At 59.4% G+C, this 21135-nt stretch carries 22 protein-coding genes; 6 read left to right on the forward strand and 16 right to left on the reverse strand.

Going from position 1 to position 21135, the window contains the following annotated elements:
• Positions 1–14: 14 nt before the first annotated feature.
• Positions 15–989, reverse strand: a complete 975-nt coding sequence (locus AC1DTN_RS06605) for an MBL fold metallo-hydrolase (protein ID WP_477920138.1) — start codon at positions 987–989, stop codon at positions 15–17.
• A gap of 296 nt (positions 990–1285) precedes the next feature.
• Between AC1DTN_RS06605 and AC1DTN_RS06610 the strand changes: the two genes are divergently transcribed.
• Positions 1286–2041, forward strand: coding sequence for a sigma-70 family RNA polymerase sigma factor (locus tag AC1DTN_RS06610; protein ID WP_442206476.1), 756 nt, complete (start codon positions 1286–1288; stop codon positions 2039–2041).
• Complete coding sequence (locus tag AC1DTN_RS06615) at positions 2038–2838, forward strand: anti-sigma factor family protein (protein WP_439016643.1); 801 nt, start codon at positions 2038–2040, stop codon at positions 2836–2838. Before AC1DTN_RS06610 ends, AC1DTN_RS06615 begins: the two co-directional genes overlap by 4 nt.
• On the opposite strand, the gene AC1DTN_RS06620 is transcribed toward AC1DTN_RS06615, so the two are convergent.
• Positions 2835–3503 carry a DUF1345 domain-containing protein gene (locus AC1DTN_RS06620; protein ID WP_113325734.1) on the reverse strand — a complete coding sequence of 223 codons (669 nt, stop codon included), beginning with the start codon at positions 3501–3503 and terminating at the stop codon, positions 2835–2837. The two genes, AC1DTN_RS06615 and AC1DTN_RS06620, sit on opposite strands and share 4 nt — an antisense overlap.
• Before the next feature lie 97 nt (positions 3504–3600).
• Positions 3601–4566: a transaldolase gene (gene tal, locus AC1DTN_RS06625; protein ID WP_439016644.1), complete on the reverse strand. Its 966-nt coding sequence runs from the start codon at positions 4564–4566 to the stop codon at positions 3601–3603.
• Positions 4567–5012: 446 nt separating this feature from the next.
• Between tal and AC1DTN_RS06630 the strand changes: the two genes are divergently transcribed.
• A complete protein-coding gene (locus tag AC1DTN_RS06630; RefSeq protein WP_037103335.1) occupies positions 5013–5996 on the forward strand; it encodes a sugar-binding transcriptional regulator in 984 nt (327 codons plus the stop codon).
• Between the two features lie 24 nt (positions 5997–6020).
• Here AC1DTN_RS06630 and AC1DTN_RS06635 read toward each other — a convergent pair whose 3' ends face one another.
• Positions 6021–6893: a methylated-DNA--[protein]-cysteine S-methyltransferase gene (locus tag AC1DTN_RS06635; RefSeq protein ID WP_113324996.1), complete on the reverse strand. Its 873-nt coding sequence runs from the start codon at positions 6891–6893 to the stop codon at positions 6021–6023.
• A gap of 83 nt (positions 6894–6976) precedes the next feature.
• Positions 6977–7474 carry a DUF2244 domain-containing protein gene (locus tag AC1DTN_RS06640; protein WP_442206493.1) on the reverse strand — a complete coding sequence of 166 codons (498 nt, stop codon included), beginning with the start codon at positions 7472–7474 and terminating at the stop codon, positions 6977–6979.
• Between the two features lie 22 nt (positions 7475–7496).
• Between AC1DTN_RS06640 and nth the strand changes: the two genes are divergently transcribed.
• A complete protein-coding gene (gene nth, locus AC1DTN_RS06645) occupies positions 7497–8279 on the forward strand; it encodes an endonuclease III (protein WP_442206477.1) in 783 nt (260 codons plus the stop codon).
• Here the strand turns inward: nth and AC1DTN_RS06650 are convergent.
• Positions 8244–8822 (reverse strand): TetR family transcriptional regulator, encoded by a 579-nt coding sequence (locus AC1DTN_RS06650; RefSeq protein WP_442206478.1) that lies wholly within the window; start codon positions 8820–8822, stop codon positions 8244–8246. The two genes, nth and AC1DTN_RS06650, sit on opposite strands and share 36 nt — an antisense overlap.
• 81 nt (positions 8823–8903) lie before the next feature.
• On the opposite strand from AC1DTN_RS06650, the gene AC1DTN_RS06655 reads away from it, so the two are divergent.
• The gene (locus AC1DTN_RS06655; protein ID WP_442206479.1) at positions 8904–9329 is read left to right on the forward strand and encodes a VOC family protein; all 426 of its coding nucleotides are present in this window, start codon (positions 8904–8906) and stop codon (positions 9327–9329) included.
• Here the strand turns inward: AC1DTN_RS06655 and AC1DTN_RS06660 are convergent.
• Positions 9326–10039, reverse strand: a complete 714-nt coding sequence (locus AC1DTN_RS06660) for a sulfate transporter family protein (RefSeq protein WP_442206480.1) — start codon at positions 10037–10039, stop codon at positions 9326–9328. The two genes, AC1DTN_RS06655 and AC1DTN_RS06660, sit on opposite strands and share 4 nt — an antisense overlap.
• Positions 10040–10274: 235 nt before the next feature.
• Between AC1DTN_RS06660 and AC1DTN_RS06665 the strand changes: the two genes are divergently transcribed.
• Positions 10275–11129 (forward strand): MurR/RpiR family transcriptional regulator, encoded by an 855-nt coding sequence (locus AC1DTN_RS06665; protein WP_113325001.1) that lies wholly within the window; start codon positions 10275–10277, stop codon positions 11127–11129.
• A gap of 1 nt (position 11130) precedes the next feature.
• On the opposite strand, the gene AC1DTN_RS06670 is transcribed toward AC1DTN_RS06665, so the two are convergent.
• The 9 genes from AC1DTN_RS06670 to AC1DTN_RS06710 all read right to left on the reverse strand — a co-directional run bounded on the left by AC1DTN_RS06670 (position 11131) and on the right by AC1DTN_RS06710 (position 21022).
• Positions 11131–12714 (reverse strand): FGGY-family carbohydrate kinase, encoded by a 1584-nt coding sequence (locus AC1DTN_RS06670; protein ID WP_442206481.1) that lies wholly within the window; start codon positions 12712–12714, stop codon positions 11131–11133.
• Complete coding sequence (locus AC1DTN_RS06675) at positions 12714–13403, reverse strand: HAD family hydrolase (protein ID WP_442206482.1); 690 nt, start codon at positions 13401–13403, stop codon at positions 12714–12716. The genes AC1DTN_RS06670 and AC1DTN_RS06675 overlap by 1 nt, the downstream gene beginning before the upstream one ends.
• A 91-nt stretch (positions 13404–13494) precedes the next feature.
• Entirely contained in the window at positions 13495–14976 is a 1482-nt protein-coding gene (locus AC1DTN_RS06680) for a mannitol dehydrogenase family protein (protein WP_477920144.1), read from the reverse strand.
• A gap of 103 nt (positions 14977–15079) precedes the next feature.
• Entirely contained in the window at positions 15080–16078 is a 999-nt protein-coding gene (locus AC1DTN_RS06685; protein WP_477920146.1) for an ABC transporter ATP-binding protein, read from the reverse strand.
• Between the two features lie 18 nt (positions 16079–16096).
• Positions 16097–16927, reverse strand: a complete 831-nt coding sequence (locus tag AC1DTN_RS06690; RefSeq protein WP_113325006.1) for a carbohydrate ABC transporter permease — start codon at positions 16925–16927, stop codon at positions 16097–16099.
• A gap of 1 nt (position 16928) precedes the next feature.
• Complete coding sequence (locus tag AC1DTN_RS06695) at positions 16929–17801, reverse strand: carbohydrate ABC transporter permease (protein ID WP_113325010.1); 873 nt, start codon at positions 17799–17801, stop codon at positions 16929–16931.
• Between the two features lie 133 nt (positions 17802–17934).
• Positions 17935–19245, reverse strand: a complete 1311-nt coding sequence (locus AC1DTN_RS06700) for an ABC transporter substrate-binding protein (protein ID WP_113325011.1) — start codon at positions 19243–19245, stop codon at positions 17935–17937.
• Positions 19246–19390: 145 nt separating this feature from the next.
• Positions 19391–20344, reverse strand: a complete 954-nt coding sequence (locus AC1DTN_RS06705; RefSeq protein ID WP_439016650.1) for a sugar-binding transcriptional regulator — start codon at positions 20342–20344, stop codon at positions 19391–19393.
• Positions 20345–20443: 99 nt separating this feature from the next.
• A complete protein-coding gene (locus AC1DTN_RS06710) occupies positions 20444–21022 on the reverse strand; it encodes an exopolysaccharide biosynthesis protein (RefSeq protein ID WP_477920387.1) in 579 nt (192 codons plus the stop codon).
• Positions 21023–21135 lie beyond the last annotated feature (113 nt).

The following is a 21135-nucleotide window of genomic DNA, read 5'->3' on the forward strand; positions in this document are numbered from 1 at the left end:
CCTCCTTCGGCCTTTCAGGCCTGGATTGTTGGGGTGAACGCATAGGCGCTTCCGTCCTTGACGAAGGTGCCCGAGCCGGGAAACGGGAAGTGGGAGCCGCAGATCGCGATATTGTCGGCAATGACGCGATCGATGAGACGGCGACGCGTGTCGATGGCTGTCGGCCCGTCCTGGTCGTAGCTGCCCTGCCATTCGGGATGCGGGGCAAGCAGCGCCGGCACATACATGATGTCGGCGGAGACGAGCAGTTGCTTGTTGCCCGAGGTGACAAGGTAGGTCGAATGGCCGGGCGTGTGGCCGGGCGCTGAAAGCAGCCTGATGCCGGGAGCAACCTCGGCCCCGTCATCCACCAGCTTCCAGTTCTTCCRCGTCGGGAAAACGGCGGCGATGCGCTTGCCGGCCGGCTTCCGACCTTCAGCGAGCTTCTCGACACGACCCGGTGCCGTCCACCAATTATATTCAGCAGCATTGACGATGAGTTCGGCATTCGGGAAGACCGGATTGTTCGTTCCCTTTTCCATCAGGCCCCAGACATGGTCCGGATGGAAATGCGAGATCATGATCGTATCGATCTTCTTATAATCGATACCGGCCGCCGCCATATTCGCCGGAAGATGTGTGGCATTTTCCTGCCATTGACCGACGCCTGAGCCGGCATCCATCATGATCAGCCGCCCGCCGACTTTCAAAACGACCACCGTCAGCGGGATCGGCATGAATTCGGTCGTCAGCCCTGCCTTGGAAAGCGCCTCTTTGGTATCCCCGATCGAGGCGTTCTTGATGAATGCAGGATCATGCGGTTTTTTCCAGATGCCGTCATAGATCGCCGTAACCTCGATATCGCCGACCTTGTATTTATAAAAGCCGACCGTCGGCTCCAACGGTGTCGCGGCAAGTGCCGGCATGACGAATTCGAGCTTCGATGACAGGCCGAATGCAGCCGCAGCAGCGGCCGATCCCAGGACGGCGCGACGTGACATGGTAAACATGAATATGCCTCCTCTTGTTGATGGTATTTCGACTGGCGAAGACTGCAATTCATCTGACGCCCTCGCTGACGAACTAGATCGCCAGCGGGGCGCTGTTATTCCCGGCCCGAACGATATTTTCGACAAGCCATTGAAAATGCTTTGTTATTTTAACGGCGCACATCTTTCGTACCGCTGCGTGCAAATAAACCGGCGCTATTTGGAATAAAATCGCGCGCCGATCGGTCTAGACTGCAAGGGACCCGCATGTGACCGCGGCTCTCGCGTGCAAATCGGCTGCTGTTGAAGCAGGGAAGATGATGACAAACGCTCAGATCACCTATCCCGTCGGATCGCTCGACTGGATGCTGCTGCTCAATCGGCCGCTGCCAGAGACACGCATTCGAACATCAGCGCTGGCAACGCTTTTGGCGGGCGCTGTGCGGCTGTTCCACCTTATGGCAGCTGAAAAATCGGCCGACAGCCGTATCACGTCGAAGGACGATGCGACCGCGCAGCATGAATTCATGCAGCGCTTCAAGCACGTGATCGTTCCGCACTTGGACGCGGCCTATAATTTCGCCCGCTTCCTCAGCCGCGATGCCGAGGCCGCGCAAGATATCGTCCAGGAAGCATTCCTGCGAGCCTACCGAAATTTTGAGACCTATCGCGGCGGCGATCCGCGTTCCTGGCTCTTTGCGATCGTCAGAAACTGCTGCCACGTCTGGCGCCAGCAGGATCGTCGCAAGACACATTTCGAGCGGCATCTTGACGACGCCGATGGTGCCGACCCCGATGAGGATCAAGGCTACCAGATCGCTTCGGAAGAAGATTCTCCGGAGACGGCGATGATCCGGGCAAGCGAGCAGCGGCGTGTACGATCCGTCATCAGCAAGCTTCCGGAAACGATGCGGGAGATCCTCGTCCTGCGTGAACTCGAAGATCTCTCCTATCGGCAGATCGCCGAAATCATCGATGCACCGATCGGCACCGTCATGTCGCGCCTTGCGAGAGCACGGCGCGAATTCGCCGACATCTGGGATGCATGCAACAAGAGCGAGGCGGCAGGATGAGTGAAGCCCATCAGAAAGGCTGCCCCGAATGGCGCATCATGCTGCATGGTTTTATCGACGGCGAACTCGACTCCGTTCATGCAGCACAGTTCGAGGATCATCTGGCGACCTGTGAAAATTGCCGGGCGGAGATGGAAGGGGTCGCTGCCGTGAGGAAGATCATCGATCAGGATGGCGTGCGATGGAGGCCGCCGGAGGCTCTGCGTTCACAGGTACTTTCCATGCTGTCTTTCGAACAGACGGCGGCGAGCTCCAGCCTGCCGGTGCCACGCCAAGCGCCTTTCCGGCGCCGCACTTTCGACTTCATCCGGCAATGGAGCTTCGTACCGTCCTTGGCGGTGCTCGCGGCAAGTGCTTTTCTGTTCGTCAATGCGCCGTCGCAGACCCTGATCCTGCAGGACGAGATCATGGCAAGCCATGTTCGATCCATGATGGCGGATCATCTGACCGACGTCCTGACCTCGGATCAGCACACGGTAAAGCCTTGGTTCAATGGCAGGATCGATTTTTCGCCGCCCGTCAGCGATCTCGCCAAGGATGGTTTCCCGCTGGTCGGCGGACGTGTCGATTATATCGGCGGCCGTGCCGTCGCCGCTCTCGTGTACAGACGCCATGGCCATGTCATCAACCTGTTCATTTGGCCTGCGGCTTCAGGTGCCCAAACGACAACGGAGCACGACGGCTACAACATGGTGCAATGGTCGGATGGCGGACTGACGTTCTGGGCGATTTCGGATGTCGCCTCTGGTGACCTTGCGGAGTTCGAGAGCTTCTTCCGGTCTGCAGCAAGGCTCTAAAGCAGGCTTGCGCCAACATTGATCGCAAGTGCCAGAATGGTGGTGTTGAACAGGAACGACAGGAGCGCATGCAGCAGGGTGAACTTGCGCATCCTCGTCGAGGTCACTGCTACATCGGCCGTCTGCGCCGCGACACCGATTGTGAAGGAGAAATAGAGGAAGTCCCAATAAGCGGGCTCCTCGATTCCATCAGGGAATTTAAGCCCTTCGCACTTATCCGAGCCGCCGTAGAAATAATGGGCATAATGGATCGTGAAAAGCGTGTGCAGGAAAAACCAGGAGATCAGGATAGTCAGGATCGCCGCAGCCGCACGCCACAGCGCGACATCTGCCGGTGCATCCTTGATCGAATGGAGCTCGATACCGATTCCGGCAATACTGGCGAGAGCCGCTGCGATTGATAGGAAGAGCAGGAAAGTATCGGAAAAATCGAGATCTTCCGATCGCTTCTTGATGCTCTCAACGGTCGCGCGAAGCATCTTGCGCCAGCTCAGCCCGATGAAGAAGATCGCCGAGGCATTCCAGCCGAACAGGATGTTGCTGGCGCTGACCTCCCGCGAGGTCAGCAGTAGAAACACGATGAAACCGCCGAGCACCGAAAGGAAGAAGCTTGCATGCTTGTAGACAATCGAGACCAGCGAATTTCCGTCATCCTCGTCAGCCACCACGATACTCCTGCCTCTATGCCCTTGATATCAACATGAAAAAGGCGCGGATGCCAGCGGCACCCGCGCCTTTCATCAAAGTGCGGCTTGCGCGGCCTTACGCAGCAGCGAGCTGCAGCTCCTTGCGGACCTGACTGCGCAGCGTGCCGAGATCCTTTGCGAATGCGCGAATGCCTTCTGCGAGCTTTTCGGTCGCCATGGCATCTTCGTTCATCATCCAGCGGAAGGTCTTCTCGTCGACCGTGATCTTTGGCTCGGCCTTCTTGGTTTCCGGCGACAGCTTGCGCTCAAGCTTGCCCTGATCGTTGGACAGTTCGTCGAGCAGGTTCGGAGCGATCGTCAGGCGATCGCAACCGGCCAGCGCTTCGATTTCGCCGGTGTTGCGGAAAGAGGCGCCCATGACGACCGTCTTGATGTCATTGGCCTTGTAGTAGTTGTAGATGTCGCGGACGGACAGAACGCCCGGATCTTCCTCGGCGGTGAAATCCTTGCCGGTCGACTTCTTGTACCAGTCGAGGATACGGCCGACGAAGGGCGAGATCAGGAATACGCCGGCGTCAGCGCAGGCAATTGCCTGAGCCTTCGAGAACAGCAGCGTCAGATTGCAATCAATGCCTTCCTTCTGCAGGACTTCCGCTGCGCGAATGCCTTCCCAGGTGGAAGCGAGCTTGATGAGGATGCGGTCCTTCTCGATACCGCGCTCCTTGTAGGCCGCGATGATGCTGCGTGCCTTCTTCAGCGACGCTTCCGTATCGAAGGAGAGATCGGCATCGACTTCGGTCGAAACGCGACCGGGGACGAGCTTTACGAGGGCTGCGCCAACGGAGATCGCGAGGCGATCGGCAACGGCTGCGGCCGTAGCATCGGCATTACCGCCGAGCTTCTTGCCCCAGGCGATCGCTTCCTTCATGTCGTCGGCAAACATGTCGGTGCCGAGCGCCTTGAGAACGATGGAAGGGTTGGTCGTGCAATCAACCGGCTTCAGGCGAGCGACAGCCTGGATATCGCCGGTGTCGGCGACGACGGTTGTGATCTCGCGGAGTTGGTCAAGCTTGGATGTCATGGTCAAATTCCTTTGTGAACTTGGGCTGCGGACCGGCGCGAGTTCCGCCCGGCAAAGAGGTGATCTAAGGACAGATGGTTTGCATACAGCAGGCGAATAGTCGCGCGTCCGTCACGGGTGAGTCGTAAACGTGAGAGACACTGGCGGTGTTCCCGGGGGCGGGGCTCCCAACGCCGGAATACGACGAGCACATCGCAAGCGATGCCGCCTGCGGCTTAAAGGCCGGTCGAGACTTTCCGCATGCCCGCACATTGTCCTCCTCGGACGGACAAGAACGATGTTGTCGACCCTGACTATCGCCGCTCCGGCAACGAAAAGTCAAGGACATTTGTGCATTTCAATTGACATAAGTGTCACACCCGGCATTATCGCGGGAACAAAGCCGATGCCACAACCTTATGCTATCGATAGCAAAGATCTAGGGCGAAATCGGCGCGGGAGGAGATGTGGTCAAGCTGAAACGCGGCACGCATACTGCTTATTCCGAAGCCTCCTCGCTTCGGCTGCGGGCTGCATGGCTCTATTACAATGAAGGCCTGACCCAGAAAGATGTTGCCGAACAGCTCGGCATCAGCCGCACGACCGTCATCCGCCTACTCGACGAGGCGATGAAGCGCAGCGAAGTTCAGATATGGATCAACGACTCGATCGGCGACTGCGTGGAGCTTTCGGTCAAGCTGGAACGCGCCTATGGCCTCGATGAGGCGATCGTCGTGCCGGAACCCGCCAATTGTGACGTGAATTCACTGGCAAAGAATGTCGGTCTGGCGCTCGGCCAGTTCCTGTCGGAAGCCATTCCGGACGATTATACGATCGGCGTCGGCTGGGGCCGCACCATGACGGCCTCTCTCGCAAGCTTCCGGCCGCCACGACGCGACAATTGCAAGATCGTCTCCCTGCTCGGCGGCATCGTCGCCGTCCACCAGACAAACCCAATCGACTACACCTGGCGCCTTGCCAATCAGCTCGGAGCGGAATGTTATATGTTCCTTGCGCCGCTGCTCGTCGATTCCACCGAGACCAAGCGCAACCTCATCGAAAAATGCGGGCTCGATACGATCTATCGGCTGGCGGAAAACCTTGATCTCGCGATCGTCAGCTGCGGCGATATAGGCCCGCATTCGACGTCGCTGTCCGAGGGATGGATTTCGAAGGCCGAACTGCAGCAGCTGATTGATGCCGGCTGTGTCTGCGACACCATGTTCAACTTTCTGGACAAGGACGGCAATTCCGTCGACCACTCGATCAATCAGCGGGTGATGTCGGTGGATCTCGATACGCTGAAGGAGGCGAAACACATCGTACTGTCCTCCGGCGGCGCGCATCGTGCGGTCGCGATCCGCGCAACGATCAAGCGCATCGGCTGTAATACGTTGATCACCGACGAGAGCGCGGCAAAGGCACTGCTGGAACTCGCCGAAGCCGCCTGAACGGCTTCGGCTGATCCCAATCGCTCAGGCGTGTGCCGATTCCCAGCCAAGCATGGCCCGTTTGCGGGTCAGACCCCAATGGTAACCGGTCAATGCTCCGTTTTTCCCGAGCGCGCGGTGGCAGGGCACGACGAAGGAAATCGGATTGGCCCCGACTGCTGCACCGACCGCGCGCATGGCAGTCGGCCGGCCGATGTCCTTGGCAATATCGCTGTAGGTCACGGCTTTGCCGAAGGGGATTTTCAGAAGGCTCTGCCAGACGCTGACCTGGAAATCCGTTCCGATCAGCACGACCCGCAACGGCTGGTCCGACGTCCAACGGCCCGGCTGGAAGATACGCTCGGCATAAGGCGCCGTCGCTTGACGGTCTTCCACATATTCCGCATTCGGCCAACGGCAGGTCATATCCTCAAGGCAGGCCTTCTCATCACCGGAATCGCTGAAGGCGAGGCCTGCGAGGCCGCGGTCTGTCACCATGACGAGGGCCGTCCCGAAGGGGCAGGTGTGGAACCCGTAGCGGATCGTCAGCCCGCCGCCCTTCGCCTTCCATTCGCCCGGAGACATTGCCTCGTGTGTCACGAACAGGTCGTGCAGGCGGCTGGGACCGGAAAGACCCACCTCGATGGAGGTTTCGAGCAGCGGCATTTCTTCCTTGCGCAGCAGCCGCTTGGCGTGGTCGAGCGTCACGGCTTGCAGGAAGGCTTTCGGCGAAAGGCCGGCCCAGCGGGTAAAGGTCTTCTGGAGCTGCGTCGGCGACTGGTGCAGCCGAGCGGCAATCGCTTCCAGCGACGGCTGGTCGCGATATTCCTCGCTGATGAGTTCGATGACCTGACGGACGATATCGTAATCAGGGCCATCAGGAGTGATATCTGTGTCGAGCTTCGCGATCATGTTCATCGTCTTTCTCCTTTACAAAGGAGATAATCAAGGGCGGGCAGCCAAACCACCCGTTTCTTGCGCCCCGATTCTTACGCAATGCCTCAGATACGCTGTTTTACCGTTGCCAGCGCGCGCTTGAAAGCCTTGGCGAAGCTCTCCCGATCGTCGGGATTGAGGAAGGAGCCGACATCCGTACGTTTGCCCCCCCCGAAAATATGCATGGAGAGAATGCCGATTTCCTGATGCCGCCGCACGAGGAAGCGCGTCCAGAATGGATTGAAGTGGTGCTCGATCATACGGCCGGACGGAGAGAACTTGCGCACGGACACATCTGTGCGCGAAACCGTCACCTCTTCCCGCACCCTGCCGGATCGGTAGCTCAGCCAGAAGGCGCCGTAGAGCAGCAGGAAATCCAGCCCGAAAAAGAAGCCGATCGGCCAAGCACCGGTGACGATGAAAAACATGCCGTACACGAAGCAGATGGCGCCGGAAACACTGAGCAACACCTTGAAGCCCTTCCGGCCGAGCGAGCGGTAGGGAAAGAGTTCGGCTGCGAAAACAGGCTGATCGTTACGGCTGTCGGCGTTGCTTTCCATCATGGCCAGTGAGTATAGATTTTCCATGACGAATCCGAAACTCAAATCCGTTACCAAATCGTCGCAAAACTCGAATGTGATCGTCCGCCGCAAGCCGGCGGCGGCGGTGAAAACGGCCTATTCATTAGCCGAGCGCGAGGAGATCTTCCGCCGTTTCTCCATCCAGCGTCCGGAGCCGCGAGGTGAGCTGGAACACACCAATCCCTTCACCCTCGTCGTGGCAGTGGCACTCTCTGCGCAAGCGACAGATGCCGGCGTCAACAAGGCGACTCGCGCGCTCTTCAAGATCGCTGATACGCCGCAGAAAATGCTCGATCTTGGCGAGGAGAAGGTTCGCGAATACATCAAGACGATCGGCCTATACCGCAACAAGGCGAAGAACGTCATCGCGCTTTCGCAGATGCTGGTCGATGAATTCGGCGGCAAGGTGCCGGAGACGCGCGAGGAACTGGTTCGCCTGCCGGGCGTCGGCCGCAAGACCGCCAATGTTGTGCTCTCCATGGCCTTCGGCCAGGCGACGATGGCGGTTGACACCCATATCTTTCGCATCGCCAACCGCATCAGGCTCGCACCTGGCAAGACGCCGGACGAGGTTGAAGACCGGCTGATGAAGGTGGTGCCGAAGCAATACCTTTATCACGCCCATCACTGGCTCATCCTGCACGGCCGCTATACCTGCAAGGCCCGTCGCCCGGAATGCGAGCGCTGCGTCATCGCCGATATCTGCAAATCGCCGGAGAAGAGCAGCGATATCCCCGCACCATTGGTCGAGTTACCGCCGCAGGTGATCGGCGAGGCTGTCGAGTAAGGTAGCTATCGCCTGCTCGTAGTCCTCACGACTGCCGCCTGCTTCGATGGCGATCGCCGCGCGATCGAAAGCCGCTGACAGCATCGTCGTCAGTGGTCCGAGCAAAGCACTGGCCTGCGGCAGCAAGGCTTCGAGCCCTGTCCTCAATGTCGCCTCCGCATTCTCGGCATCGATCTGCGCAGTCGCGGGCAAGCCGATGACCGCCGGCGCCTCAAGCAGAAGCAGTCGCGTCCGCCCTTCCACTTCCATTGCATCGAAATAGGCCGCGGCGCCTTCAAGCAGTGCGTCACGCGGTTCGATTTGACGCTTTGTGCGCCGCTCGATTTCGTCGGCGACATCGGTCGCCTCCCTTTCGATCACGGCCCGAAAGAGCGCTTTCTTGTCTTCGAAGTGATGATAGAGCGCACCGCGCGTGACACCGGCCTCTACAACGATATCGGGCGTGGCCGTCTCGGCATATCCCTTCTCGACGAAAAGCCGCCGCGCGGCATCCATCAGGGCCTGCCTGGTCTGTTCGGTTCTTTCGCGATTGCTGCGGCTCATCGCTCCTCTTTACATACAATCTGCCTGTATGTTAAATACAAAAACATACAATGTGTACGTAAAATCAAAAGGAGGAAAAGGATGAAATCGACGAGCTACTATCCCGTCATCATGACGGATAACGTTGCCGGCACGGCTGCCTTCTATTGCCGCCATTTCCGTTTCCAGCCACTCTTCGAAAGCGACTGGTACGTTCATCTGCAATCGACGGAGGATGAGCATGTGACACTCGCCGTGCTCGACGGCAGCCACGAAACCATCCCGGCTGCGGGCCGCGGCAAGGTTTCCGGCCTGCTCCTGAATTTCGAGGTCGAGGACGTGGATGCCATCTATGCCGCCTGCACGGAGGCAGGCCTGCGGATCCTCCGGGAGATCCGCGACGAGGATTTCGGCCAGCGCCATTTCATCACCGCCGACCCGAATGGCGTGCTGATCGATATCATCAAGCCGATCCCGCCGAGTGCAGAATTTGCGGCGATGTATGATGCCGCAGCGCTGCCCAGCTAGACCTTGAAACCGGGATCGCGAGCCGAAACCAGCTTGTGCAGATGTACCATCATGCCTGCGGCAAAGAGCGGCGTGAGCAGATTGACAATGGGAATCGCCAGGAAAAGTGCAATCATCAGACCGCCAAGAAAGACGGTCGAACCATGCTTGGCGCGAAACAGCCGCGCCTCCGGCGGCGAACGGAAGCGCATCGCCGCGAACTCGAAGAATTCCCGCCCGAGCAGATAGCCGTTCACGAGGAAGAAGGCCACGAGATTGACGCCGGGAATGAAGAGCAGGAAGAGCGCGATAATATTGCCGATGATCACGACGCCGAGGAATTTGATCGAGCTCGCCATCGCAGGGCCGAGCGGCATGGCCTTGCCCAGCGCATCCTGTGGATAGTCCCTTTTTTCGATCACCTCGGCGACATCGTCGAGAAAGAGGCCGGCAATCAGCGCCGTAACCGGCGAGAGCAGCAGCGCCAGCCCGAGCGCAAGGCCGATCCCGGCGGCGACAAGGAAAACGAAGCTGAGCCAACCGGCCCAGTCAGGCATCTCGGGAAAGAACCCGACCACCCAGGGAAATACAAAACTGATGAACAGGCCGCGCAGCGCAAACCACAAGCCAATCAACACCAGCACCGTCAGTCCGAGAACCTTCCAGAAAGCCGACCGGGTCTCCGGCGCAAACAGGTTGGCAAGCGAAAGGCGAGCGGCGTCAAGGATCATTCTCTGGCGTCTCCGTTACGCAGCGTGATGTAGGGAGCCGGCGTCCTCCCGGCAAGTCAGTTGAAAATTACATGCTTGAATAGAAAACTTGTCGAAAATTACATGCTAATATATAGTTCTCAATGTTGGAAATACGTGTGGGCCTAAGAAGAGCTTCCGGACAATATTAAGAAACAAGGATTCGGCTCTGCATGAATCCACGGAAGGCCTCTGAGGAAATGGGGGAGGCTGCGACGTGGAAGATTTTGTAGAGAAACTTAGGCAATACGCGAAATCCGGCACGCCCGCCGAACGACGAATCGCGAAATATTTCACCGAACATTTGAACGACCTGCCGTTCGAAACCGCTGCGTCGGTTGCCGACCGGCTTGATCTTTCGCCGATGACGGTCGGCCGTTTCCTGCGAGCGCTCGGCTACCAGGGCCTGGACAGCGTCAAGGTGGAGATCCGCGAGACGGCAACGACCTCACCCGTCCAGTTCCAGAGCGCGATGACGGAGCTGCAGACGGATGCGTCGGAAGGCAAGCCGCTCGCCGTTCTCGTGGCGGAGCAGATACAAGCGCTGCATCACATCTATCATCTGACCGCACAGCCGCATTGGAGTGAAGCCGTCGCGATGATCGGCGCCTCCAGAGAGGTTTTCGTCGCCACCCATGCCAGACTCGCCGGCTTCTCCAATCATTTCTGCCAGCGACTGACCCTGGCCCGCGACAGCGTGCGTGCGATCGACGGCGCGGGTAACCGCTTCGCGGAGCTTTTCGCCCGTTCCTTCGTCGAGGACGCCGTGCTCGTCATCATCGATTGTCGGCGCTTCGCCAGGTCACGGCTGCTTGCGCGCACTGCCCGGCGTTACGGCTACAAGGTGATCCTGATTTCCGCGCAGCATGCGGACTGGCTGCCCGAACAGTCAAACGTCGTCCTGCCTTTGCCGCCTGCCCGCGCGCCCGACATGGATAACCTGCCGCCGCTGATCGCCTTGCTCGATTGTCTGTCCGAGGCGGTCATTTTGGGCGCCGGCGAAGAGGCAAGCCAACGCCGCCGACGCATGGTGGAATTTGCAACTATCCTCGGCGAAACGGCAAATCGCTAAACTATTCCACCGCTTCCAGTTCCGCCCGATGGCGATACATGGCAAGAAATCGGCGATAGTCGTGATCGTAAAGCGCCTGCTTGCTCCTGTCGGGAAGCCGCACAGAGCCGCCAGGATACATCGCCTTGCCAGCCGTCGCCAAATCCTTGTGTAAGCCGCACGCAACCGATGAGGCGATCGCGGTGCCGAGCAGTACCGCCTCGTTCATGTCAGGTACGATGACCTTGCAGCCCGTCACATCCGAATAGAGCTCCATCAGAACGGGGTTCTTCACATGCCCGCCGGCCACATGCAGCGTATCCGGCACGTAGCCGTGATCTCTCATCTTTTCGAGGATGTGGCGGATGCCAAGCGCAATTCCGACCGCGGTCCGCCAATAGAGCGCACAGAGCCCGTCGAAGGAGGTATCGAGCGTCAGCCCGCTGATGACGCCGACAGCATGCGGATCGGCCAGTGGCGACCGATTGCCGTGAAAATCCGGGAGAATGAAGATCCGTGCACCGAGCGTGTCACCCTCTTCTGTTCTGAGTTCGGCGATGCGGGCGACGATCCTCTGGTGCAGCGCCGCAGTCGGTTCACCACCCGCCGCGTGCATGCGCACGATATGATCGAGCAGCGCACCGGCGGCCGATTGGCCAGCCTCGACGAGCCACGATTGCGGAAAAACCGCCTCGTAATAGGGCCCCCACATTCCCTCGCTCGGCTTCCGCTCAAGGGAAAAGGCGACGATGCAGCTCGATGTCCCTGCAATCAGCGCAAGCTGCTGCTCGAGCTTTGCCGGATCGCCGGCATAGCCGCTGAGTGTGCCGAGCGCGCCGGCATAGGCATCGATCATCCCGGACGAAACATGGCAATCGGTGGTCAGGCCCAACGCTTCGGCAGCCCGCGGCGTCAGCTTGCCGATGCTCTCCCCAACGGCCACTGTCTCCTCAGGCAGCCTGCCGCGCAGCAATAAATCCTCAAGACCGATCTGCTGCAGGAAATCCTGCTGCCAGCCCCTTTCCTTATGAGCTAGGTAATTCCATTTGGCCGTCAGCGTGCAGCGGGATCGGACAGCCGAGCCGGTTGCCTTCCAGGTCAGGAAATCGGCAAGGTCGAAGAAGTATCCGGCTTTCTCCCAGGTCGCCGGCAGTTTCTTCTTCAGCCAGATCAGCTTCGGCATTTCCATTTCCGGCGACATGACATTGCCGGAATGTTCCAGCACTTCATGCTTCGTCGCCGTACAGAAATCGGCTTCCTTCAGGGCCCGATGATCGAGCCACACGATCGTATCGAACCGCGTCTCACCGCCGGTGGAAACGCTGATCTGCCTGCCTTCGGTATCGCGCACCACAAGCGAACAGGTGGCGTCGAAACCGATCGCGCCGATTGCGGCAGCCCCAATGCCTGACTGGTCCATAGCTGTACGCACGGCAGTGCAAACGGCCGACCAGATATCCTCGGAATCATGTTCGGCATGGTTCTCGCGCGGCCGGTTCATGACGATCGGATGCTCAGCCTTGGCAAGCAGGCGGCCATGCGTATCGAAGACACCGGCGCGTGCGCTGCTCGTGCCGACATCCACCGCAACCACATGATCACGCATCAATGCTGAGTCCCGTCCAGCTTTTGTTTGCGGACAAGGTGTATCAATTCCGGCATGGCGTCAAACACGACTTCCGGTGAAAGACGGTCGAGTTCCTCACGGTAGCCGGCAAAGTTTGCGTGCGAGCCGCCGGTAAAGGCAAAGACCGTCATGCCCGCCGCCTTGGCTGCAGCAATACCCGCCGGACTGTCCTCGATGACGATGCAGTCACGGGGTTCCACATGCATCTGGTCGGCCGCATAAAGGAAGAGATCAGGCGCCGGCTTGCCGCGCTTGACCATGGTGGCGCTGAAGATGTTCGGCAGCTTCGGAAGCAGTCCGGTGACAGAGAGTGACAGTTTGATCCGCTCGACCTGGCTGGACGATGCAACACAGCAAGGAACGCCAAGCGCATCGATCGTATCGCCAATGCCCGGCATGGCCTTCAGCTCAGTGCGGAAACGGGCATAGAGATTGGTGCGGATGCTTTCCAGGAATTCCTCGTTGGCATGCACGTTGAATTCCGTCTCCAATATGGAGATGAGGGTTGCGAGGCTCTTGCCGAGGAAGCGTTCATAGGCCTCGTCCTCGGTAATCGCCACGCCGAGATCGGCCATCGCCTTGATGAGAACGCTGATCGAAATCGGTTCGCTGTCGACGAGCACGCCGTCGCAATCGAAAATGACCAGCCGTGGTTCAGCATCAGCCATGGAAGACCCAACCTGAGTTCAGTTCGGACGCAACCGTCCTGCTTTGTCCGCAAGGCCGGGATGGCGGCAGAAACGTCGCCACCGTGATTCTTTACACTGCGAGCTTGCCGTCGAGATAGAGCTGCAACGTTTCCTTCGTGCCCTTTTCCCACAAGGTTTTCAGCGCGTGGGTGAAACGTTTGCGGAAAAGATCTGATTTCGCCACGTCGCCGAAAATATCGTCGAAGACGAGGAAGGCTGCCGGATCGTCCTTTGCCTTCACCGCCGCCTCATGCAGACGGTCGGCACTGGCATCGTTGAAGACGATCTCCTTGCCGCTGTCGCTCTTGCCGAAGAAGTAGCGGCACCATAGCGCCGAGACGAGCGCGAGGCCGACGACATCTCTGCCCTGGCGCAGATTGTCGAGCGTCGAGGGCAGGATGAATTTCGGCTGGCGGTTGGAACCGTCCTGCGCCAGGCGCGGGATCGTGTCGGCGATTTTCGGGTTGAGGAAGCGGCGCTCGATCAGCTTGAAATAATCGGCGAGCGACGTATCCGGCACCGGCGGCACGATCGGGATGATTTCCTCGTTCTCGAGCTTGGCGAGGAAGGCGCGGATCAAATCATTCTCCATCGCCTCATGCACGAAATGAATATCCATCAGCGCCGCCGGATAGGCGATCGTCGCATGGCCGCCATTGAGGATTCGGATCTTCATATGCTCATAGGGCGTGACATCGGGCACGAAGGTAACCCCGACCTTCTCAAGCGCCGGGCGGCCCATCGGGAACTTGTCTTCCAGCACCCACTGCTTGAACTCTTCGCAATAGACCGGCCAGTTGTCCTCGATATCGAAATTCTCCTTGAGGAAATCGATCTCGCGCTGGCTGGTTGCCGGCGTGATGCGGTCCACCATGCCGTTCGGGAAAGAGACATTGGTCTTGATCCAGTCGGCAAAAGCCGGATCGGAAAGCTTCGCCGTGCCGACGACGGCATTCGCAGTGACGACGCCATTATGGGGAATGTTGTCGCAGGACATGACGGTGAAGGGCGCGATGCCCTTGTCTTTACGCGCCTTCAGGCCGGCAACGATCAGGCCGAAGACCGTTTTCGGCGTCGCCGGGTTCTGTCCGTCGGCGGCAATCGCCGGATGCGCCGGATTGAACTTGCCCGAGGCATCGATGAAGTAACCGCCTTCGGTGATCGTCATTGAGACGATGCGGATCTCAGGATCGACAAGCTTGGCGATAATCGTCGCGGGCTCGCCGACCGGCAGAATATCGATCATCGGCCCAGTCACCCGCGCCGCCGTCTTGTTGTTGTCCTGCTCGACGACGGTCGTCAGGAAATCCTGCGCCGCGAGCTTGTCACGCATGGCCGCATCCGAAGGCAGCACACCGGCGCCGATGATTGCCCAGTCGTGGTCACTGCCGGCGTTGAAGAGGTCGTCGAGATAGATCGCCTGGTGGGCACGATGGAAATTGCCGACGCCGAAGTGCACGATGCCGGCTTTCAGCGACGCCCGGTCATAGGCCGGAATGGCTGCAGTCTTTGCTGCCTCGGCGAGCGTTGCCAGCGATAATTTGCACGTCATGTTTCAGTCCTCTTGAAGGTCTTGCGAAAGGGCTTTCGTCCTCCCGGTAGCGCGGCCGGACGAGAGCGCCCGGTCCGCATGTCTGCCCCCAGCCGCGGCCGCCTCAGATGGCGAGGCCGCTCTCGTTGAATTTATGAATGCGCGTCTTGTCCGGCGTCAGGTAGACCGTGTCGCCGGCCTTGGAAGCAAAATCGCCGTTGCTGCGCGCCGTCACCATCCCGATTCCGTCGACATCGACATGCAGGAACGTGTCGGAGCCGAGATGTTCGGCCACCATGACCCTGCCCTTCCAGTCGCCACTTTCGGTCGACAGCAGCACATGTTCGGGACGGATGCCGATCGTGTGCGCATTGAGCTGCGCAGCATTCTGCCCCTTGATGAAATTCATTTTAGGCGAGCCGATGAAGCCTGCAACAAAGAGGTTTCGCGGGCTACGGTATAGCTCCAGCGGCGAACCGACCTGCTCGATATTGCCCCTGTTGAGCACCACGATCTTGTCGGCCATGGTCATGGCTTCCACCTGATCGTGGGTGACGTAGACCATCGTCGTCTTGAGTTGCTGGTGTAGCTCGCTGATTTCAATGCGCATGTTGACGCGCAGCGCCGCGTCGAGGTTCGAGAGCGGCTCGTCGAAGAGGAAGGCCGAAGGCTGGCGCACGATAGCGCGGCCGATGGCGACACGCTGACGCTGGCCGCCCGAAAGCTGGCGCGGCTTGCGATCCAGATAGTCGCCGAGATTCAACACGCGGGCGGCATCGTCCACCTTGCGGTCGATCTCTGTCTTGTCCATGCCCGCCATCTTCAGCGGGAAGGCGATATTGTTGCGCACGCTCATATGCGGGTAGAGCGCATAGGACTGGAACACCATCGCCAATCCCCGCTCGGATGGCGCCTTCTCGGTCGCGTCCTTGCCGTCGATGACGATCTTGCCGCCGGAGACATCTTCGAGGCCGGCGATCAGGCGCAGTAGGGTGGACTTGCCGCAGCCCGACGGGCCGACGAAGACGACGAACTCGCCGTCCCTGATATCGAGATCGATCGAAGGGATGACCTTGGCTTCGCCGAAGACCTTCGAAACCTTTTGAAGGGTAATGCTGCCCATGTTTCTCTCCCTATGATCTTATTTCACCGCGCCGAAAGTCAGGCCGCGGACAAGTTGTTTCTGGCTGAACCAGCCGAGGATGAGGATCGGCGCAATCGCCATGGTCGAAGCCGCCGAAAGCTTGGCATAGAACAGACCTTCCGGGCTCGAATAGGAGGCGATGAAGGCCGTGAGCGGTGCTGCCTTGGAGGCCGTGAGGTTAAGTGTCCAGAAGGCTTCGTTCCAGGCGAGGATGATGTTGAGCAGCAGCGTCGAGGCAATGCCCGGCACTGCCATCGGCGTCAGCACATAGATGATTTCCTTGGCGAGCGAGGCGCCGTCCATGCGGGCGGCTTCCAGGATTTCGCCGGGGATTTCCTTGAAGTAGGTGTAGAGCATCCAGACGATGATCGGCAGGTTGATCAGCGTCAGAACGATCACCAGACCGGTGCGCGTATCGAGCAGGCCCGAATTGCGGAACATGAGGTAGATCGGGATGAGCGCGCCGACGGGCGGCATCATCTTTGTCGACAGCATCCACATCAGCACATCCTTCGTCCGCTTGGTCGGCGCAAAGGCCATGGCCCAGGCGGCCGGAATGGCGATGATGAGACCGATCAGCGTCGAGCCGAAGGAGATCACCACGGAATTCATGAAGTGGCTGAGATAGTTTGAGCGGCTCTGCACCTCCGCATAGTTCTCCGTCGTCCAGTGGAAGAACAGGAACTGCGGCGGCGAGGCGATGGCATCCGCCTCCGTCTTGAAGCTCGTCAGGAACGTCCAGAGGATCGGGAAGAAGATCAGGATGCCGAGCGCCCAGGCGATCGCGGTCATGATGACCTTGCGTTGGGTAGTAACCTTCCTAGCCATCTTAAGCCTCCAGATTCTTGCCGACGAGGCGGACGAGGAAGATCGCGACGATATTGGCGAGCACGACGGCAACGATGCCGCCTGCGGATGCCCCGCCGATATCGAACTGCAGCAGCGCCTGGACATAGACGAGGTAGGTGAGGTTCGTGCTCTGCGTGCCCGGACCGCCATTGGTGGTAACCAGGATTTCGGCAAAGACCGACAGCAGGAAGATCGTCTGGATCAGGATGACCACGGTGATCGCGCGGGCCATGTGCGGCAGGATGATGTAGATGAACTTCGAGATCGGGCCGGCGCCGTCCATTTCGGCGGCTTCCTTCTGCTCTTCGTCAAGCGACTGCAGCGCGGTGAGCAGGATGAGCGTGGCGAAGGGAAGCCACTGCCAGGCGACGATCAGGATGATGGAGAACAGCGGCACGCTGGCCAGCCAGTCGATTGGCTGCAGGCCGACAGCCTTCGCCATATAGGCGAAGAGGCCGTTGACCGGGTTCATGAACATGTTTTTCCAGACAAGGGCCGCCACCGTCGGCATGACGAAGAAAGGCGCGATGACCAGGATGCGCACGATGCCTTGGCCATACATCGGCTGATCGAGCAGCAATGCGAAGAGAATGCCGCCGACCACGGTGATAACGAGCACGCCCGCAACCAGAACCAGCGTGTTGATGAGTGCGGCAAAGAAGGCCGGGTCGGTGAGGAAGTATTGGTAGTTTAAGAGACCGACGAAATTCTCCATGCCCGGGCTGAGCAGATTGTAGTTCAGCAGGGAGAAGTAAATCGTCATCGCCAGCGGGACGATCATCCACGCGAAGAGCAGCACCACGGAAGGTGCTATCATCAGGCGTGCTGCGGAGCGAGTGTGGAACGTTGCCATAGCAATCACCGGTCTGATCTGAAGCGGAAATGGCTGCGAAACAGCTTTGAAAAAAGCGGCCGCCGATGCAGTTCGGGCAATCGGCGGCCCAGAGGTGCGGAATGTCAAGCATTCCGTACGTCTCAGGAGGTTTTTACTTGATGTAACCCGCCTTGGTCATTTCGCGGGTGGTCAGCTGCTGTGCGCTCTGCAGGGCCTGGTCGACCGAGATCTGGCCGGCAAGAGCTGCGGAGAACTGCTGGCCGACAGCCGTGCCGATACCCTGGAATTCCGGGATCGCCACGAACTGGACGCCGACATAGGGAACCGGCTTCACAGTCGGCTTGGTCGGATCGGCGGAGTTGATGCTGTCGAGCGTCATCTTCGCAAAGGGAGCAGCCTTCTGGTAGTCGGCATTCGCATAGAGCGAGCTGCGGGTACCGGGAGGTGCGTTCAGCCAGCCTTCCTTCTCAGCAACGAGGTTGGTGTAGTCCTTGCTCGTTGCCCAGGCGATGAACTTCTCGGCGGCTTCAGACTTCTGAGAGCCTGCCGGGATGGCGAGGTTCCAGGCCCAGAGCCAGTTGCCGCGCTTGCCGAGGCCCTTGTCCGGAGCCAGCGCAAAGCCGACCTTGTCGGCGACCTGCGACTGCTTCGGATCGGCTACGAAGGAGGCAGCAACCGTTGCGTCGATCCACATGCCGCACTTGCCGGTCTGGAAGAGCGCCAGATTTTCGTTGAAGCCGTTGGAAGAAGCACCGGGAGGGCCGGCTTCCTTCATCAGGTTGACGTAGAAGGTCAGCGTGTCCTTCCACTCGGGCTGATCGAACTGCGGCTTCCACTGTTCATCGAACCAGCGGGCGCCGAAGGAGTTCGACATAGCCGTCAGGAAGGCCATGTTTTCGCCCCAGCCGGCCTTGCCGCGCAGGCAGATGCCGTAGATTTCCTTGTCCTTGTTGGTGACCTTCTTTGCAGCATCTGCAATGAAATCCCAGGTCGGCGCATCGGGCATCTTCAGGCCGGCAGCGTCGAACAGGTCCTTGCGGTACATGACCATGGAGCTTTCGCCGTAGAACGGAGCTGCATAGAGCTTGCCGTCCTGGCTGATGCCGCTGCGGATTGCCGGCAGCAGGTCATTCACGTCGTAGCTGTCGCCGAGGTTGTCGAGCGGCAGAAGCCAGCCCTGCTTTGCCCAGATCGGAACTTCATAGGTGCCGATCGTCAGGACGTCGTACTGGCCGCCCTTGGTCGCGATGTCGGTCGTGACCTTCTGGCGCAGAACGTTTTCTTCGAGGGTTACCCATTCAAGGTCGATGCCGGGATTCTTCGCCTTGAAGTCATCCGTCAGCTTCTGCATCCGGATCATGTCGCCGTTGTTCACGGTCGCGATTGTCAGCGTCTCGGCCGAAGCCATGCCGGCAAACGCCATTGCTGAGCAAGCGCCCAGCAGGAAAGTTCTCAATGTCATATCTTCCTCCCAGAAGATGAGTGTGAGCATTCGCTTTGCTCATGGGCAATTACTCATCAGCAGGCAGATTTTGTCAATCGGCAATCGTTGCTGCGACGCCGAACAAAACATCTATCTCATTGATTTAAAGGGAATATATTTTTGCTCAACTACTGAGCAAAAACTCAGCCGTCTCTTCGTCGGTAATCAAACCGTTCACCTGATGGCCTGTGATGGCAGCTCTGATCGCCTTGAACTTGCGCTTGCCCTTGGCAATTCCGATGACCGTGGACGAATCGCGCGGCGGGATGGGAGCAGAAGCAACACGCTCGTTGATCGGGTTGTCGAGCAGCCTGCCGTCCACGTCGAAAATCCAGCCGCAGATCTCACCCACGGCGCCGTCGCGCATCAGTTCCATCATCTCGTCTTTTTCAAGGAAACCATCGACGCAGAGCGGGCCATCGATGCCGAGTTCGCCGATACCGACGAAGGTCACATCCGCCTGCGCGCTGATCGCCAGCGTCGAGCGCACGAGTTGCTGACCGTGCAGAAGCTCCCGCTCCTCCGCCGAGGTGACGAGAACCGGCAGCGGCATCGGATAGTGCCGCGCCTTGACGGCATCGGCCATGCTGAAGATGACGTTGTAATAGGCTGCCGAACCGTCCGGCGCGATATTGCCCGTCAGCGAGACGATGCGGTGATTGGGACATTCGATCGCCGGCAGCTGGTCAACAGCCGCTTTCAGCGTTCGCCCGGTGCCGACGGCAAGCACGATCGGATCGGGGCGTTTCAGCCAGCGCTCGATTTCGGAAGCAGCCGCTTCGGCAATGCCAACCGTCGTCGACGATGAGCCGGGATCGCTCGGAACGATCTCGACATGCCGCAGACCGAATTTCTTGCGCAGCTGGTTGCCGAGCTCAAGGCAGGCGGCAATCGGATGGTCGAGCCGCACCTTGATCAGCCGCTCGGCCACGGCAAGCGAAACGAGCCGCTGCGCCGACTGGCGCGAAATACCCATCGAGGATGCGATTTCATCCTGCGTGCGGCCGGCGACATAATAAAGCCAGCCGGCGCGCGCCGCATCGTCCAGCCGTCCGGAAGTCTCCGCTCTTTTTACCATCTATCGCCGCCGATTAATTTCTTTGAGTCTATCTGGAGCCAGATCAAAACAAAAATCGGGCAAATGTCGAGGGCGTTGAAAAAATGAGCAGTCGCTTCCTTATCCAAACCACTGCATGACGATGTAGATGGCCGCCTTGACGAGACCGTAGATCACGCCGCCGGCAACGATGAGCGAGACTGCCGTCATGGCAAAGCCGAGAAGCGAGAACAGCCCGTCTCGGCCAAGAATGGCAAAGGCGAAGAGCGAAATCGCAATCGCCGGCAGGATATTGCCGAGCGGCACCGGCAGCACGAGAACGATCGCGAGCACCAGACAACAGAAGCCCGCCAGATATTCCGCCGGCGGCTCGACGAAAATGCTCAATCGTGGCTGCAGCATACGCTCCGCCCAGGCAAGCCAGGGATGAATGCGCCCGACGATCGTCTCGAAATCCTCCCGCCGCATGGAGCGCGCCGCAATCGCCTTCGGCAGCCACGGCTTCAGGCCTAAGGTAAGCTGGGCGGCAAGGAAGATCAGCGGTGCACCGAGCAGGGAGGACGTGCCAGGCGGCGTCGGAAACGCGTTCGGCAGCGCAAAGATCAGCATCAGCGCGCCGATCGCCCGGTCGCCCATCGTCTGGAACAGGTCGCCGATCGACAGGCGTTCGCGGCTTCGATCCGCCGCCATCTGTCGCAGGATGGACGACAGGCGCTTGCCTTTCGGACGCGGCCTGCGGGCGGTGGTTCTGTGAGTTTCGGTATTTTCGATTGTCATGAATCCGGCGTCGGAAGGGTGAATGATAGGAAGCT

This window comes from Rhizobium sp. 01T444, from assembly GCF_056398305.1.